Origin of the sequence: Solihabitans fulvus, assembly GCF_008386585.1 — a bacterium.
GTDB lineage: Bacteria > Actinomycetota > Actinomycetes > Mycobacteriales > Pseudonocardiaceae > Solihabitans > Solihabitans fulvus.
Map to the genome: position 1 here is coordinate 24,890 of NZ_VUOB01000003.1, position 15,962 is coordinate 40,851.

A 15,962-nucleotide genomic window follows, 5' to 3' on the forward strand; every position below is an offset into this window, starting at 1 on the left:
ACGCCAGGCCAGGCAGTACCAGGCTCTGCCTAGGCACACCATGACCAGGCAGCCACCTAGATCAGGAAAAATGGGGCACATGACCTTCGACCGACGAGCCGAACTTGGCGAGTTCCTCCGATCGCGTCGCGCCCGGCTCCGACCAGAGGAGTTCGGCCTGACCTCCTACGGGCGGCAGCGCCGGGTTCCCGGGCTGCGCCGCGAGGAACTGGCGCAGCTGGCCGGGGTCAGCGTCGATCACTATGTGCGGCTGGAACAGGGACGCAGCCTCCAGTTCTCCTCGGAGGTCCTGGACGCGGTGGCCAAGGCCCTGCGCCTGGATCCGGCGGAACGTGAGCACCTGCACCGGCTGGCCCGTCCCGCTGCCTCGTCCGAAGAGCCGGCGGACAGCCCGCCGCTGCGCCCCGGCATCCGCAGCCTGCTCTCCGCGATCAGCGGTGCCCCCGCCTACGTGGTTGACCGCACGACCGAAGTGCGGGCATGGAACCGGCTGGCCGCGGCGTTCATCACCGACTTCGGCGAGCTGCCCGCAGCGGAGCGCAACATGGCCAGACTGGTGTTCCTCGACGACGGCGTGCGCGACCTGTACGTCGACTGGTGGGCACGGGCCCGCGACGTGGTCGCCTTCCTCCGGTTGGACGTGGCGCGCCCGCCCGCTCCTCCTGCCGCCCAGGCCCTGATCGAGGAACTGTCGGCCGCCAGCCCCGAGTTCCGCCAGATCTGGGCCGAGCACGACATCAAGGCCCCGGAGCACGGCAGCCACCGATACAGGCATCCGCTGGTCGGCGAGCTCGAGTTGACCTACGAGACGCTCCGGTTGCCCGGCCACCCCGACCTCGCCCTGGTTGTTCACACCGCGGAGGAGGGCTCCCCCGCCCAGGACGCACTCCGCATCCTGCTGCTCGACGGCGACCGGAGCGACACCTCAGGGGAAAACCATCGCTCAAGGGCCTGAGTGACTTCACCAACGTCGGGTTCGCCATCACAGGCCCAAGCCACAACGCCATCAGGCCGGACAAGAACCGCGTTCAGCCCCAGCCCGTCCTTCGCCTCGCTCTCTGAATACTTGAGCTCGCCCCCCAGGTGATCACCGATCGACCGGAGCGCTGCGTGACAACTAAAATTGAGGAGGACACCAACCCCATCCCTCAGCAGAACGCCGAGCCTCGTCCCGTCGGCCAGCTCAAAGTCGGGGGCGCTGCGACCGATCAGCGGATGGCTGCCGCCGAGATCGTAGCGGAGAGAAACACCCCAGACGAGTTCAGCAAAGTATGACGCGCCGTCTCGCGTGCCGATGAGATCACGGACAATGGCTTCCAGCGCACGCGAACTCCGACTTGGCCGCATGAGCGCGACCTGAGCGCGCGACCGGTCGAGGACCTCCGCTCCCACCGGATGCCGTTCACGTGAATAGCTGTCGAGCAGACCTGCCGGCGCGTCGCCACGAATGGTCGCGGCAAGCTTCCAGCCAAGGTTCATCGCGTCGCCGAGCCCGAGGTTGAGTCCCTGGCCACCCAACGGAGAATGGATATGTGCGGCGTCGCCCGCGACCAAGACCCGCCCGTTGCGGTAAGTCGTCGCCTGATAGGCGCGATCCGTCCAGGTCGTGGCAAGCCGGAGAGCCGTCACGGTGACGTCGGTGCCCGAAATATGACGCAACACCGCCTGCACGTGATCGAGCGTGATCGGCTCAGTTCGATGGAAGGCACCTCCATCGAATGCGACCATCGCGATGGCCCCAGGCTGCGACTGAAAGTACATGCCCGTCGGCGTGTAGTTGCGGCCAAGGCTGAGCTTGTCCGGATCGGCCATCTCGACCTGCACGGAATAGCCGGTGAACTCGGGATCGGTGCCGGCGAACTCGAAGCCACCCGCCTTTCGCACGACGCTGCGGCCGCCATCACAACCGACGAGCCAGCGTCCACGGAAAGTCTCACCACCAGCGCGAATAGTCACGTCATCGTCCGACTGGTCGAGCTCTTCGACGGCGAGGCCGCGCCTGATCTCGACCCCCATCGAGTTCGCGCGAGCGGCCAAGGCGGTTTCGATGTGCTCCATGTCGGCCGCCATGATGGTGTCGGCCGGACCTGGCAGGCGATACTGCCACATCGAGGTGTCAATATTGGCGTAGTCGAACGGAATACCGGCGAAGTGGCCGGCCTGGCGACGCGGCTTGTCCGCCTCGTGCCCACCAGTCGCGGCATTGCGGCCGCCCTCTTTCGCATGCCCCAAGCCCACGATGTCGTTCAGCAACCCGCGACGATCGAAGGATTCAATGGTGGGCACAGAAAGGCCGCGCATCCCGAAAGGGAGCCGCTTCAGGGGTGAGTGCGGATCGTCGGCGCGCTCCAGAACCAACACCGAAAGACGGGCGAGACGCAGTTCACAGGCGAGGAACAATCCGACCGGCCCGGCACCGGCGATCACGACATCATAGATCACGAAATTACCCTCAATCACTTCGGCCACCACCGACCGAGGATCGGTATCCGGCAATGCACTGACACCCAGCGACGTAACCGGGCAGGCCGCACGTCCTCGCGGCCCGACCGCCCCAAGGACTGTAACGCTTGATCAACGATCACTCCAATGGTATGCATGCAGCATGTCGATGCACCAAATCGATCTGACGCGGGTGGACCTGAATCTCCTCGTCGTATTCGAAGCACTGATGCGCGAGCGGCACGTCGGGCGCGCCGCGACTCGGCTGTCGCTGTCCCAATCTGCGACCAGCCATGCATTGAGGCGACTCCGCACCTTGCTCGACGACCCTCTGTTCGTTCGAAATCCGCGCGGAATCGAGCCAACGCCGCGCGGGCGCGATCTGGCGCAACCCGTTTCGGATGCCCTGTCGCAGCTACGGCAGCTCTTGAGCCCACAGCCCGCGTTCGACCCGGCCACGCTTCGCCGGACGTTCACGATTGCCGCGCACGACTACGCCATCGCCGCCCTGATGCCATCACTGATGGCCGATTTGCGGGTGCAGGCACCTGGGGTCGACCTGCGCTGCGTCAGCATCCATCCGTCCGACGTGATCGCCGGTCTGGATCGAGGCGAGTTGGATTTCGCCTTGGGTGGCTTCATCGACATCAAGGCTGAGCGGGTCACGCGGACAGTGCTGTTTTCCGATCGGTTCGTCGGCGTTGCCCGTCGAGGCCATCCGCAACTGAAGGCCGGCCGCATGTCGCTCGAAGATTTTGTGAACCTGCCGCACGTGCTGATGTCGCCGAACGGCCAGTCTCGCGGTGACGTGGATCAGGCCCTGTCGTCACTAGGAGTCGAGCGGCGCGTCGCGATAACCGTGCCCAACTTTCTCGCGATACCTTACGTGATCGAGAATGCCGACATCATCGGTGTTCTCCCCGAACGCCTGGCGTTGCGCACCGCCGCGACCTCCTCTCTCGCCCTGTTCGATCTGCCGATGGAAGTCGATTGCGTCACGTGCAGCATGCTCGTTCTCACACCGCTTATCGAGCAGGCCGAAATCAAGTGGCTCACCACCCTCCTGAAAAGCGCCGCCAAGGCGATCGCTTAATGTGGTCGGGCGGGCTGGCGGACCTGGTCGTGGGTGGCGGCGTCGTTCAGTACTAAGTGAGCCTTCTGTCAGCGACCCGATGTCGCCACAACTCGTCGTCGGAATCCGACGGCCCCGTCCCGGGTTCAATTTCGAGTCGCGCCGTGGTGCCGTCGGCGAGCTGCGGCCGCTGGGTGATGGCCTGGCCGAGCTGCTTGGCCAACACCGGGATGGTGGTTGACATCAGATAAGTCTCCGCACCGGCCTCCAGCATGCGCCGGACCGGACCACGGTAGCTGACCCCGAACTCGCGGTCCTCGATCTCGGCGATGACGACACGGGCCTTCGGGTACAGCGACCGGAGACCGCCGATCAACTGCGGGCTGGCCGGTGGCACCAGCAGCACATCCGCCGTTGTCGGCGCCGCGTGCATGTCGAGCACGATGTAGTCCGGGCCGAGTTCGGCGGACAAGGACGCTCGGGCCGATGCGGACAGCTTCATCGCCGTGGCGACGACCGTCACGTCGCCGTAGTCCATGGGCGGTTGCCCGAAGGTCTCGCCCGCGGCGGGACCGGGCACGGCACCATCATCGACCGCGCCACCCGTGCTTGAGATCGTCGCGATCGCGTCGCCGTTCCGAGTGATGACCAGGTCTTCCCCGGGCCCGAGGCGGTCGATCAGCACCACGAGATCCTCGGGAAGGCGCGTCACGTCGATCCACGCGGCATGGTCGTCGGTCATCGGGCCCGCTGCGCACGGCGGTTGGCTTCCCTTGGCGGTTTCCTCATCGCAACGTCATTTTTCCACAGTCATGACTGGGCTGCGGCTGATCGAACGGACGATGCTCCAGGTTCCTAACTCCATGCCTCCTGACCAGCCACGCCCACTTCCCTCGGGCCCGGCACACCACCCGCACCTTGGTCGGCAGGCGCGGTCACGACTCAGGCGGCCGGAACCTTGTCGAGGAACCCGTAGACCTTGGTGAAGCGGTCGTTCTCGATCACGGCGACATCGAACCCGATCACCAGGGGCTCCTCGCCGGGAACGCCCAGGTGCCACGAGAAACGCGCCGTGTTGTGGTGCGCGTCGACCGAACCACCCGAGCTGAACACCAGGCCGCCGAACTGAGCCTGAGCGCCCGCGATGACCTGGTCGATGACGTCGCGACCCTCGGCGTCCACCAGCGGGTCGGTGTAGCAGGCGTCCTCAGTGAACACCTCGGCCAACACCGCGGCACGCTCCACAGAGTCGGTGGTGTTCCAGGCCTGGAGGTAACGGGCGACAAGGTTCTCGGTGCTGCTCATGGGTTTCGCTCCCTGCTCGGTGCTGATCTCCTGTTGTGCACCAAGCTTCACCCAGCAGAGGTCATCGCGTCGATTACCTCAGAAGTAAGGGCGAGAGTGATCGCTGCCACGGTTCGAGCGCACCCGGCCCCGCAACCAATGGTCACGATCAGCCGTCGACGCCCCCGCGGCGTGAGGACGCCAGCGCGAACCACGTCACGCCGCGCACCACCAGGAACGCCATGCCGGCCAGGACGACGACGGTGAAGTCCGGCAGCGTCTGGAACGCCACGTCCAGTGGCAGCCAGCCGCCGTAGCTGAGCATGCCGACCCCGACGAACACCGCCGCGTACAGTGCTGCGGCCGCCACCACGTGGCCCACCAGCGGCCGCACCGCGACGCGGCCGAAACCCTTGTCGCGCAGGAGATCCGGCAGCCGCCGTGCGCGACGAACCTGCCGGCGGGTGGCGAGCGCCATCGCGACGAGAACCAGCAGCGCGACCCCGTCGATGATGCCGTAGGTCACCAGGAAGCCGTTGCCGATCTCGGGAGCCGGCGCGCCCGCGAGGACCTCGAGGGTGTGGTGGAAGGGCGCGCCATTGTCCAACAGCACCGGGTTGCGCGAGGTGAGCACCACCAGACCCACGCGACTGTCGGGCAGGTAGCCCATGTTGGTGTGGTAGCGGGTCAGGTCGCCGTCGTGCTGCACGACCGGCTGGCCGTTGAGGGTCCCCGTGCCCCAACCGAACCCGTAGTGGTCGATGCCGTCGATCGCCTTGTCCGAGCCGACCGAGACGGTCGGGCTGTGCATCAGCCGCAGGCTCTCCTGGGACAGCGGCCTGGCGCCCCGGTAGTCGCCGGTCATCTGGAACGTCAGGTAGTGGCCCAGGTCCTCGGCCGTGGAGACCAAGTAGCCGTCGGGCAGCGCGCCACGGAACTCCGGCGTCTCCATCGGCACGTTCAGCCCGAACAGCACCGAGGAACCCTCGACCAGGCCGGCGCGGCGCGCGTCGACGAGGCTGGTGAAGCTCCTGGTCATCCCGAGCGGGGCGAACACGTGCTCCCTGACGTAGTCGGCGTAACCCTGACCGGAGACCCGCTCGACCATCAACCCCAGCGTCGCGTAGTTCTTGTTGCAGTAGTGGAAAGTCTCGCCGGGACGCGACACCGGGACCACGTCGGCCAGCGCACGGACGCGCTGCTCCAGTGCGGTCTCCGGCTGGTAGAGGTCCACGGTGCCCGCCTCGGTCGGCAGGCCACTGGTCTGGTTCAGCAACTGCCGCACCGTGATCGGACTGTTGGATCCTGAGGTGTGGAACCACGGGATGTAGGTGGTGATCGGCATGTCCAGGCCGACCTTGCCCGCGTCGACGAGCTGCATCACCGCCATCGCGGTGAACGACTTGCTCAGTGAGCCCAGCAGGAACGGCGACTGCGGCGTCACGTCGGAGCCGACCGCGCCGGTCGTCACGGTGCCGTCCCCGGACACCACGGCGTAGGAGGCCGACGGCAGGTGGGCGGCCTCCAACTCGCCTCGCAGGTGGGCCACCGCGGTGTCGGCCGACCCGGGCTTCGGCTGCGCCGAGGCCGGGGCGGCGAACACCGCGAGAGCCACTGTCATGGCCGCGATCGCCTTCGCTGCCAACCGAATCCGCCGAGTCATCCTGCACTCCTCCGTGCGTTGAGTTGATCAACACAGAGCCTCGCGGAGCGGCCGGCCTCGCACCATGACGTTGACCGGTGGACGGAGGTAGGGCTAGCCCCAGGACCGCGCGGTCACGGGTGTGACATCTGGTCAGCCGGAACAGGACGACCCATCGTGCCGACTTGATCAGTTGACGGGGTGGTCGGTCCGCGCACTGGGGAGGCACTGCAACCGGCAGCACGTCCGGACCACCATTCGGGCCGGCGCCAGCGGTTACCTGCTCAAGAACGACGACGGCGAGAAGCTCGCCGACGCGATCCGGGCCGTGCACGCCGGCCGCCGCGCGGTCACCACCGAACTCATGACGCTGATCAACGACGAGCCGCCGGAACTGTCACCGCAGGAACTCCAGGTCCTCTACCTGTACGGCACGGGCAGCACGCTCGCCGCCACCGTCCGGCGACTGAGCATCGCGATCCCCACGGTCCGCTCGTACCTGGACCGCATCCGCGCCAAATGGGCCGCGGCCGACGAGCCCGTACAGGACGTCCGCACCCTGATCCACGAGTACGACACACCGGCCGACAGGTGGCCTCCGGACAGCGGCCATCCCCAGTAGCGGCCGGAGAACGTCCACCCCGCGCTGCGCCCCTGGCTCGCGGACTTGCTCTGATCCGCAAGCGATCCCGGTCGCCGACGGCCTGCGCAGGCCGTCGGCGACCGGGACCGGTCCTCAGCGTCAGGCCACGTACCGGTGCAGCTTGATGCCCCCGGCCACGTCACCGGCCGACAGCCAGATCAGCTGCCGGCTCGCGCTGGCCGGGTCGGCGATCGCGAACTCGCCGCCGCCGGCCCGGTAGCCGACGATCGTGGCGTAGTGGCCACCGGGGAAGTGCGCCGAGCCGATGCGCACCACGTTGATCACCACGGCGTGTCCTCGGTCCACGTTGTACTGGACGTCGGCGGTGAGCTTCTGGCGCAGCTCGGCGTCGCTGCCCCACTGCTTGACTTGGTAGTAGCGGCTGCCCGTGTAGTGGTTGAGCGCGTCGGCGAGGTTGTTGATGTTGGGCAGCCCGTTGCCGTCCACATGCATGTACCGCGCCAGCTCGCCCTGGCTGACCGACTTGCCCCGGACGCTCAGCGCGATATGGGCGGCCGCCGCCGAGCACCAGTAACCGGTCTGCTGGACCTGATAGTCGTGCGGCAGCACCTTCTCACCGGCGTACTGGACGGCCGAGGCGTCAACACCGGGCTCCGTGACGGCGTTGGCGGTTCCCGCCGCGCCCATCAGCGTCCCCATGGTCAGCGCGGTTCCCACCAGCAGTCCCAATGCCTTCGTCGTGCGTCGCATGTTCGCTCCTTGTCAGTTGTCGCGGCCGAGCAACAGACCGCGCCATTGCAGTTCGCAACTGGGCTGATCCCCCCTGCGCTGGGACACCGCCCGACCGAAGGATGACCCGACGCGCTGAACCCATGGTGAGAACGCGCTGAATTCCCTTACTCCGCAGCATTTCCCCCGTCTCGACCGGCCGATTCTCCAGCCCCAACACCACAAACAGGCGGTTGATCTGCGATTTCATCGTCCTCTCAACGGTTTCTCAGCACCTCGGATTATTCTGCTTCCGGCGAGCGGGTCCCTCGGTCGAGCAGTCCCTCGGCCGGGTCATGCGCGCACCCTCGGTGGCGGTGGCTGGACTGATCGGGTGAACCACCGTCCCAGGTGGACCGGCAGCAGAGGGACATCGCTTGGAACCCGCCGCCGGACAGGCTTGACTGTCCACATGGGGCCGACCGGCCACCGGCCAGCATCAGCTACCGCACCGCCGTCACCGCGCGCGTCCGACGACCAGGTGGAGTTCACGCTCCTTGGCGGCGTGCACGCCAGGCACGGCCAACACACGGTGACCGTCGCCGGCGCGCAACTGCGCGCGGTCCTCGCGATGTTCCTGCTCGAACCCAACCAGGTCGTGCCGCTGGAACGCCTGCAACGCGCGGTCTGGGACGAGACCCCGCCCGCCCGCGCCCGCAACGCGATACAGGGACTGATCAAACGCCTGCGGCAGTGGCTGCCCGACCCCACCGCGCGTCTGGAGACCGCCGGTGCGGGATACCTCCTGCGGATCGACCCCAACCGCATCGACCTGTACCGGTTCCGGGAGCTGACCCGCTCCGGACGCGAACACGCCACGCGCGACGACGACGCAGCCGCCGCGCTCTTCGGGCAGGCTCTCGCGCTGTGGCGCGGCCCGGCGCTCGCCGACACCGGTTCGCCGTGGCTGCTGGAGTCCGTCGCGCCGGGACTCGACGCCGAACGGCTGGCAACCCTGCACGACCGCATCGCGGCCGATCTGCGACTGAACCGCCACCGCGAACTCGTCGCGGAGCTGACCCGGCTCATCGGCGAGCACCCCACCTACGAACCGTTCGTCAGCCAACTGATGATCGCGCACTACCGCAGTGGCGACCCGGCACACGCCCTGGAGGTCTACCGCCGCGCCGCCCACCACCTGGCCGAGGACACCGGGCTGGACCCAAGTCCGGACCTGCGCGCCCTACAACAGACCATTCTGCGCCACGACCCCGTCGAGCACCTGGCCCCGACCATCCCAGCCCCAACGACCGCCACCCCAGCGCGGCCCGTCGCCGGCTTCGTCCCGCAACCGCGCCCACCGGCCGCGATACCTCCGGACGAACGGGCTGCGGTCTCGGGCGCACCGCAGCAGTTGCCGCCAGCGCCGGCCTGTTTCGTCGGCCGCGCCGACCAACTCGCCGTCGTCACCGCCGCCCTCGACACCGCGGGCGAGGCCGCCGGCGTGCCGATCTGCGTGCTGTACGGCACCGGAGGCATCGGCAAGACCTGGTTGGCGCTGCACTGGGCCCACCAGCACACCGACGACTACCCCGACGGCCAGCTCTTCGTTGACCTGCAAGGCTTCGCGCCCGCCACCGCGCCCATGCCCCAGGAGACGGCGCTGCGCGGGTTCCTCGACGCGCTTGGCGTGGACTCCCGGCAGGTTCCGCCGGATCTCGACGCCCGCGCCGGCCGGTTCCGCAGCCTGGTCGCCGGCCGGCGCATGCTCATCGTGCTGGACAACGCCCGCGACGCCGCGCAGGTCGAGCGCCTGTTGCCCGGCAGCCCGAGCTGCGCAGTCATCGTCACCAGCCGCGACCGCCTCACCGGCCTGATCACCACGCGGGGCGCCCGCCCGCTGCCCGTCGCGGCCCTGGATCCGCCCGAGTCCCGCGCCCTGCTGTCCATCCGGCTGGGCCGGCGGCGGCTGGCCGCCGAACCCGAGGCCGTCAGCGACCTGGTGGCCTGCTGCGGCGGATTTCCCCTGGCGTTGAGCATCGTGGCGGGGCGCGCCCAAGCCCACCAGGACTTCCCACTCACGAGCCTGGTCGGGGACCTGCGCGACCGCGAGGCTCTGATGGGTGTGCTCGACGACGACGAGCCCGCCGGCAGCCTGCCCGCCGTCCTGTCCTGGTCCGTGACGGCACTGGCCGAGGACCACGTGCGCCTGTTCGACCTGCTCGGATCGGCACCGGGGCCCGACATCGGCCTGGAGGCCGCCGCCGCACTGTCCGGGCTGCCATTGAACGAGGCCGCCAAGGCGTTGCGCTCGCTGGAGCGCGTGTCCCTGCTCGACCGCGGATCCGCCGGCCGGTACCACTTGCAGGACCTCGTTCGCCTGTACGCGGCCGGCCACGCCGCGAACGCCGTGCCAGAGCACCAACTCCAGGCCGGGCTCCGGCGGCTGGCCGACTTCTACACGCACACCGCCCTCGCCGGCGACCGGCTCCTGTCGCCAACACGCCCCACGATCCCAACAAGCGCGCCCACGCCCGGCCTGCTGCTGCCGACGCTGGCCGACAAGGACGCGGCCAACTCGTGGTTCCGCGCCGAACACCGGTGCCTACTGGCCACCCAGCAACTGGCCGCCAAACTCGGCTGGGCCACCACGGCTTGGGAGCTGACCTGGGCCCTGAACACCTTCCACTTCCTCGGTGGGCACCTGCACGACGACCTGGTCGCCTGCGAGACCGGGCTGGCGGCCGCCGACCAAGGCACCGACCCGAGCGTGCGGGCGCTCGCGCGATGCCTGCTCGGCAACGCGCACGCCCGCCTCGGCCGCTACCCGGAGGCGAAGGACTACTTCACGCAGGCCCTCGCGGTGGCCGAGGCGGCAGGAGATCGGTCCAGCCAGGCCTACACCCACCACCTGATCTCGTGGATGTATGGCCAGCAGGACCGCGACCGCGATGCGTTGGACCACGCCACGAGCGCGATGCGACTGTTCGACGACCTCGGCGAGGAGGCCGGGTTGGCGACCGCCCTCAACCAGGTCGGCTGGTACCTGGCCAAGCTCGGCAACTATGGCCTCGCGCGCGAGCGCTGCGAGCGGGCGCTGGCCCTGCACCGCCACCACCGCAACCCTGGCGGTATCGGGGTCACGTTGGACAGCCTGGGATTCATCGCCCACCACACCAGCGACCTCACCACCGCGCAGGCCCGCTACCGCGAGGCCCTCGACCAGTACGAGGGGCTTGGCCACAGCTACTACCAGGCCGACACGCTCGACCGCCTCGGCAGGACATGCCTGGCCGCCGGCCGGACCGCCGAGGCACACTCAGCGTGGGAGCAGGCCCTGCGGCTGTACCGCAGCCAGGGGCGCGTCGCCGACGCGGAGCGGGTGAGCCGACAGATCGCGGACCAGCGCTGAGTCGCTGCTCCGGCGGGTATGCCAATCGGGTTGATCAGTTCGTTGGGCGAGCCCCTTTGACCGTCACCGAGCCGCGGGCTGATGAGCCGCGGACTCGACGCCTCCGAACCGTTCGACCCATCGCAACACGGGGGTCACGCGCCGTTCGGGCCGGATCTTGGCGGGAGATCCCTCGTCACCACACCTACTGAGCCACCCGACGCGACAGCTTGTCCAGGTCGCGCACGCAGAAACCGTGATGTGCCCATTCCTCGTTGAGCACAGTGCCGAGGCATTGCCGCACGCGCCGGCCCTTGGCATACGGGGGCCAATTATCGTCGTCCGGCACCGGCGCGGGCTTTGCGAGCTCCTCGGGTGTGACCTCGGCCAGCCAAGCCTCAATCTCCGACGCCTGCCGATCGCGCACGGTCAGCACTTCGTCGAGACTCGGCCGGGCGGACCTGTCCAGCCCCAGTCCCTCCTGACCCGGCACGAACGGAGATGCCAGTCCCATCGCCGTGAACGGCTCGGTCAGCCCGAGTACGCAGCGCCGAAACCACGAGTCGTGCACGAAGACGAGATGACGCAGAGTCTCGACCATCGACCACTCGCCGTCGACGCCGAGATGCTCGCTGCCCTCGGCCATCGACCCGGCCCGCTCGGTAGTCGTCGCCCACGCCTTCCGCAGCTGTCGCCAGGCCTCGCGCAGGTCGGCCGGTTCATCGGAACGGATCAGCAGCCGCACCGGGTGCCGGCGGTCGAGCTCCGCCTCGACGTACGACATCACCTCCACGCCGTTGACCACCAGGTTGGTGACCAAACCGTCGATCTCAACGTCCTGCATGACCACACCGACCAGCCGCGCCCTACTCAGGTCGCACTCGCGGAACTCCGCGCCCGTGAGGTCTTCGTCGTTGAAGCGTCGCATGCGGACAGACTAAGCCGCACCGCACGCACACACAGACGAACTGGAAGACCCGCGCCCTCGTCGACTGAGCCACGGGACCCCCCTTCACCTGGGTCGACGACGAGATCACCGACGCCGACTACACCGCCCTGGCCGAGTGGCTGCGGTGGGCATAGGAGACACCGCGACGAGGCTTGGACTGCTGCCCGAAGGGCCAGGCCGGCGACACGCCGAGGAGCAGAAAAAGAGCCTTTCCCTTAGTCACCTCAGTTTTGGCACTGGCGGTGAACGCCTATGCCGACGAGGAGTTGCGGGATGCCTACCAGAGATGATCGGCGGAGACCGGGTTCGACGAAATGGCTGCTCATCGATGGATCAGCCTGGAAAGCTCGGCTGATGGGCCAGACAGGGACTCCGAGAAACAACACGACACATGACTGGGCAAGCCAGGTGGACGTCGACCACATCGAGCGCATCCGCCAAGCCCCAGCGCTGTTCGCCCCGGGCGGGGTGGGACATCTGATCCTCGAGGTCGTCGCTTACGCCGAAGAGGAGGCCGCGGCCAACAACGGCGGACGGTGTCGGATCACGCTGCACGCCGACGGGTCGGTAACGGTGTCGGACGGCGGGAGGGGGACCGCCACCGTGGTCGACCGACAGGGACGGGTCGTCAAGAAGCCGGTCATGGTGTCGAGGGATCTCCGATTCTTCGACGCGCCCGACGCGCCGTGTCTGCCGGACGGCCACCCGCGCCGCGGCATGTCGGTGGTGACCGCGCTGAGCGAGTGGTTGGTGCACACCAACAGGCGAGACAACGGTTCCTGGACCCAGCGCTACGAGCACGCACTACCGGTGACCGATCTCGTCGCGATCACTGCGGACGGATCTACGGGAACGGCTGTCCATTTCCGTCCGGCTGAGGCTGTTCGCGTGATGGGTGCCGTGAAGGTCGACGAGGTGCAGCGCTGGACAGCGTCGTCGCCACATTTGTCTGTCGAGGTCAACGACCTGCGCTGAGGCCGACCGCAGTGGCATAGCAGACTTCAGAAGCAGCGTTGTCGCCGTGATCAGAAGGCACTGACATGCCGCCGACAGCGCGTTCTCGGCATACCCGACATCCGGTCCACCGTTGGATGGTCGAGCACTGGCTGATCATTTCAGCGGTGTGTTGGAGCTTGGAGGTTCGGTGCCGCTGAGGTGTTTGTTTCGGCCCATGGCAGGCTCGGGCTCATGATCGATGATTTCGCAAAAGAGTACCTGCACAGTGACCTGCGAGAGATCCGCGAGGTGCTGGCCTGGAAGCTCGACGGGCTCGGCGAGCACGACATCCGCCGTCCTCTCACCTCGACCGGAACCAACCTTCTCGGCCTGGTCAAGCACCTGACGATTTCGGAGTCCCGGTACTTCGGCGAGGTCTTCGACCGACCGTTCCCTGAGCCCCTGCCCCGATGGGACGACGCCGAGGCGCGCGGCACCGATATGTGGGCGACCGAACACGAGACGCGGCAGGAGATCATCAGCCGCTACCGGCGCGTCTGGGAACACTCCGACGTGACGATCGACGCCCTCGCCATCGACTCGCCCGGCCACGTGCCCTGGTGGCCACGTCCCCACGCGATGCTGTTCAACGTTCTGGTCCACGTGCTCACCGAAACCAGCCGGCACGCCGGACACGCCGACATCCTGCGCGAACAGTTGGACGGCTCGACAGGCACGGCCGCCGGCTACCCGAACCAGCAGCGCGACGCGGCCTTCTGGGAAACCCGGCGCGCCACGATCGAGCGGGCCGCCACCGCAGCCGTCGCCAAGCCCGATCACGACCTCCGGCCATAGACGACGGAAGCGTTCATCATCTTCGGCATGGCGCGGCGACGTCGGCGTTGATCGCGGGAGCCGACATGAAAGTGGTCCAGGAGATGTTGGGACACCACCTACGCCTTCACCGCCGACACGTACACGAGCGTGCCGCCGCAGCTGGCGATGGAGGCCGCCGAGAACACCGTGCTGGCCGTTCCGCGATCTTCCTCCAGAACTCTCGGGCACACCTCGGGCACACCGGAGATCAACAAAGAGGCTCTGGGTGCCACTGATGACGAGAAACCGCAGGTGGAGAGTGGGCCGGGTGGGGTTCGAACCCACGACCTGACGGATTATGAGTCCGCTGCTCTGACCAGCTGAGCTACCGGCCCGTGCGTAGGTGTCTCCGTGTGGTGCTTCGGAGGCAGTGACGCGGTCGGAGATTACCGAGGGGACGAGTGCGGCCGGGCACAGGCCCCCGGACTGCGGGCGGGGCCTAGTTTCTTGCCCTGAGCCACTTGTCCTCCAGGTCGGTGCTCGGCGCGGGCGCGCCGAGATCACCTGGACGGTACCCGTCCGGGTAACCGGGGTAGGTCCGATTGCGTGAATCCCTTGCCAGTCGGGACCATCGACGCGGCGGGAGCTGGCGCACCACGGCGGCTCGGCCGCGTAGGGCCGCCCGTTCTGCCTGCTTGAGCCACGTCGGCGCCTCGGCGAAGCCGAACGCGTTCAGCATCCGCTCGTCAAGGAGGCCGCGGGCCGCGCTGGCCACCAGGGGACGCAGGACCGCCGGGTACCAGGAGCAGAAGAGAGCCATGGTGTAGCCGCCTATGCGCTGGTTGGTCGGCGAGTAGCGGAACGTGGTCCGCTCGTACTCCCGCTTCAGCTCGGCGAACTCCGCGTACCCCAGCGGGATGCCCTTGATGCCCATCCTGTTGCCGACCTCGCGGTAGAAGTGCAGCGCCGCCACCTTTTCGTGCTCCGACAGCCGACGCCAACCGAACTGATCAATCCACTCGATCGGGTCGAACACGAACGTCGACAGCACGTACCGCATGTCCTCGTTGCTGATCGCGTACCGCCCGTGCATCCGGTTGACCACGCGCAGCGCCTCCCTGCCCCGCGCCGAGTCGTAGCCGTGCGCGGCGAGTTCGGCCATCAGCAGCGCCGTGTCGTCGTACCGCTTCTGCGCCCGCCGCTCGAACTCGCCCGTCGCGGCCAGCAGCGCGGAGATCGTCGGCACGCAGTAGGTGCGGAACAGCGCGAACTCCAGGGACCGCTGGTAGTCCCAGGGAAACTCGAAGCCTGCCGAGATGCGGTAGATCTCCTGGTGGTCTCGGATGGGGTCGAGGCTTTCTATGCGCCTCAGGTTCGCGTGCCGGCTGCCGCTACCGCCGAACGCACGGAGGCCCTGCCGCAGCTCGGATGTGATGGTCATCACTGCCTGCCTTCCGGCCCCGGGACGGAACACCTACCTCAGGGTAGGGATGGCCGGACCGGTGGAGAAGGCCCAGCTCACGAACCGGGAGGGGGAGGGAAGGAGGGGGGAAGCGCGAGGGGTGCGGAGGGAGGCGTGTGGGGAGGAGGGCGGGGGTGCGGAGGGGGCAATGTGTTGCGTTGGTGATGGTTGGAGGGTGTGGGTCTGGGTAGACAAAAACCCCAGGTCGTGTGACCTGGGGTTTGGCTCCTCCTGCTGGACTCGAACCAGCAACCCTTCGATTAACAGTCGAATGCTCTGCCAATTGAGCTAAGGAGGATCGTTTTCGGTTGTCCGCCGGGGCTCAACCCGACGGGAAGTAACTCTAGCGCATCCGGAGGAGTGCTCGTGACACACCCCCCGGCACACCGGCACGCTCTGCGGGAGGATGGCGGTGAGCATGGGCGACACGAGGGGAGATCGACATATGAAGGGCATCCTGGCCGGGGCCGCGATCGGGTACGTGCTCGGCGCGCGCGCCGGTCGACGACGGTATGACCAGATCGTTCGCGCCTACCGCAGGATCGCCGACCACCCCGCCGTGCAGGCCGCGGCGGGCTTCGTCCGTGCCAAGGCGAGCGACGCCGTCGGGCTCGGTGACCGGCGCCGGCGCCGTTCGGGCACCCCCAGGGTCTAGC

The 15,962-nt window shown here is 67.9% G+C and carries 14 protein-coding genes and 2 tRNA genes; 7 read left to right on the forward strand and 9 right to left on the reverse strand.

What is annotated here, in order from left to right; translation table 11 throughout:
* Nucleotides 1-79 precede the first annotated feature (79 nt).
* Entirely contained in the window at nt 80-955 is an 876-nt protein-coding gene (locus tag F0L68_RS02585; protein ID WP_149847768.1) for a helix-turn-helix transcriptional regulator, read from the forward strand.
* Here F0L68_RS02585 and F0L68_RS02590 read toward each other — a convergent pair.
* The gene (locus F0L68_RS02590; protein WP_223198429.1) at nt 850-2,472 is read right to left on the reverse strand and encodes an FAD-dependent monooxygenase; all 1,623 of its coding nucleotides are present in this window, start codon (nt 2,470-2,472) and stop codon (nt 850-852) included. The two genes, F0L68_RS02585 and F0L68_RS02590, sit on opposite strands and share 106 nt — an antisense overlap.
* A gap of 133 nt (nt 2,473-2,605) precedes the next feature.
* Here F0L68_RS02590 and F0L68_RS02595 point away from each other — a divergent pair, with 133 nt between their 5' ends.
* On the forward strand, nt 2,606-3,535 hold the full coding sequence (locus F0L68_RS02595; RefSeq protein ID WP_149847769.1) for a LysR family transcriptional regulator: 930 nt from the start codon (nt 2,606-2,608) through the stop codon (nt 3,533-3,535).
* Between the two features lie 52 nt (nt 3,536-3,587).
* Here the strand turns inward: F0L68_RS02595 and F0L68_RS02600 are convergent, their stop codons facing one another.
* From F0L68_RS02600 to F0L68_RS02610, 3 genes are all read right to left on the reverse strand, one after another.
* Complete coding sequence (locus F0L68_RS02600) at nt 3,588-4,256, reverse strand: hypothetical protein (protein WP_223198430.1); 669 nt, start codon at nt 4,254-4,256, stop codon at nt 3,588-3,590.
* Nucleotides 4,257-4,456: 200 nt separating this feature from the next.
* On the reverse strand, nt 4,457-4,819 hold the full coding sequence (locus tag F0L68_RS02605; protein WP_149847770.1) for a nuclear transport factor 2 family protein: 363 nt from the start codon (nt 4,817-4,819) through the stop codon (nt 4,457-4,459).
* Between the two features lie 148 nt (nt 4,820-4,967).
* A complete protein-coding gene (locus F0L68_RS02610) occupies nt 4,968-6,461 on the reverse strand; it encodes a serine hydrolase domain-containing protein (RefSeq protein WP_149847771.1) in 1,494 nt (497 codons plus the stop codon).
* Nucleotides 6,462-6,633: 172 nt separating this feature from the next.
* Between F0L68_RS02610 and F0L68_RS02615 the strand changes: the two genes are divergently transcribed.
* Entirely contained in the window at nt 6,634-7,062 is a 429-nt protein-coding gene (locus F0L68_RS02615) for a response regulator transcription factor (RefSeq protein WP_149847772.1), read from the forward strand.
* Between the two features lie 120 nt (nt 7,063-7,182).
* Here F0L68_RS02615 and F0L68_RS02620 read toward each other — a convergent pair whose 3' ends face one another.
* On the reverse strand, nt 7,183-7,794 hold the full coding sequence (locus tag F0L68_RS02620; RefSeq protein ID WP_149847773.1) for a C39 family peptidase: 612 nt from the start codon (nt 7,792-7,794) through the stop codon (nt 7,183-7,185).
* A 499-nt stretch (nt 7,795-8,293) separates the two neighbouring features.
* Between F0L68_RS02620 and F0L68_RS02625 the strand changes: the two genes are divergently transcribed.
* Complete coding sequence (locus tag F0L68_RS02625; protein ID WP_188316355.1) at nt 8,294-11,164, forward strand: AfsR/SARP family transcriptional regulator; 2,871 nt, start codon at nt 8,294-8,296, stop codon at nt 11,162-11,164.
* A 184-nt stretch (nt 11,165-11,348) separates the two neighbouring features.
* On the opposite strand, the gene F0L68_RS02630 is transcribed toward F0L68_RS02625, so the two are convergent.
* The gene (locus F0L68_RS02630; RefSeq protein ID WP_223198448.1) at nt 11,349-11,987 is read right to left on the reverse strand and encodes a DinB family protein; all 639 of its coding nucleotides are present in this window, start codon (nt 11,985-11,987) and stop codon (nt 11,349-11,351) included.
* A 513-nt stretch (nt 11,988-12,500) separates the two neighbouring features.
* On the opposite strand from F0L68_RS02630, the gene F0L68_RS02635 reads away from it, so the two are divergent.
* Together F0L68_RS02635 and F0L68_RS02640 are read left to right on the forward strand one after the other, a co-directional pair.
* Nucleotides 12,501-13,067 carry an ATP-binding protein gene (locus tag F0L68_RS02635; RefSeq protein ID WP_223198431.1) on the forward strand — a complete coding sequence of 189 codons (567 nt, stop codon included), beginning with the start codon at nt 12,501-12,503 and terminating at the stop codon, nt 13,065-13,067.
* A 213-nt stretch (nt 13,068-13,280) separates the two neighbouring features.
* Entirely contained in the window at nt 13,281-13,883 is a 603-nt protein-coding gene (locus F0L68_RS02640; protein WP_149847776.1) for a DinB family protein, read from the forward strand.
* Nucleotides 13,884-14,164: 281 nt separating this feature from the next.
* Here the strand turns inward: F0L68_RS02640 and F0L68_RS02650 are convergent.
* The 3 genes from F0L68_RS02650 to F0L68_RS02660 form a co-directional block, all read right to left on the reverse strand.
* Nucleotides 14,165-14,239 (reverse strand) — tRNA-Ile (locus tag F0L68_RS02650).
* A gap of 104 nt (nt 14,240-14,343) precedes the next feature.
* Nucleotides 14,344-15,285: an oxygenase MpaB family protein gene (locus F0L68_RS02655; RefSeq protein WP_149847777.1), complete on the reverse strand. Its 942-nt coding sequence runs from the start codon at nt 15,283-15,285 to the stop codon at nt 14,344-14,346.
* A gap of 243 nt (nt 15,286-15,528) precedes the next feature.
* Nucleotides 15,529-15,604, reverse strand: a tRNA-Asn gene (locus F0L68_RS02660).
* Nucleotides 15,605-15,751: 147 nt separating this feature from the next.
* On the opposite strand from F0L68_RS02660, the gene F0L68_RS02665 reads away from it, so the two are divergent.
* Nucleotides 15,752-15,961, forward strand: coding sequence for a hypothetical protein (locus F0L68_RS02665; RefSeq protein WP_149847922.1), 210 nt, complete (start codon nt 15,752-15,754; stop codon nt 15,959-15,961).
* Nucleotide 15,962 lies beyond the last annotated feature (1 nt).

Coding starts and splice junctions, on each gene's coding strand:
- F0L68_RS02605 (WP_149847770.1), bottom strand. CDS start 4,819: ATGAGCAGCACCGAGAACCTTGTCGCCCGTTACCTCCAGGCCTGGAAC.
- F0L68_RS02620 (WP_149847773.1), bottom strand. CDS start 7,794: ATGCGACGCACGACGAAGGCATTGGGACTGCTGGTGGGAACCGCGCTG.
- F0L68_RS02600 (WP_223198430.1), bottom strand. CDS start 4,256: ATGACCGACGACCATGCCGCGTGGATCGACGTGACGCGCCTTCCCGAG.
- F0L68_RS02655 (WP_149847777.1), bottom strand. CDS start 15,285: ATGACCATCACATCCGAGCTGCGGCAGGGCCTCCGTGCGTTCGGCGGT.
- F0L68_RS02665 (WP_149847922.1), top strand. CDS start 15,752: ATGAAGGGCATCCTGGCCGGGGCCGCGATCGGGTACGTGCTCGGCGCG.
- F0L68_RS02630 (WP_223198448.1), bottom strand. CDS start 11,987: ATGCAGGACGTTGAGATCGACGGTTTGGTCACCAACCTGGTGGTCAAC.
- F0L68_RS02640 (WP_149847776.1), top strand. CDS start 13,281: ATGATCGATGATTTCGCAAAAGAGTACCTGCACAGTGACCTGCGAGAG.
- F0L68_RS02610 (WP_149847771.1), bottom strand. CDS start 6,461: ATGACTCGGCGGATTCGGTTGGCAGCGAAGGCGATCGCGGCCATGACA.
- F0L68_RS02585 (WP_149847768.1), top strand. CDS start 80: ATGACCTTCGACCGACGAGCCGAACTTGGCGAGTTCCTCCGATCGCGT.
- F0L68_RS02595 (WP_149847769.1), top strand. CDS start 2,606: ATGTCGATGCACCAAATCGATCTGACGCGGGTGGACCTGAATCTCCTC.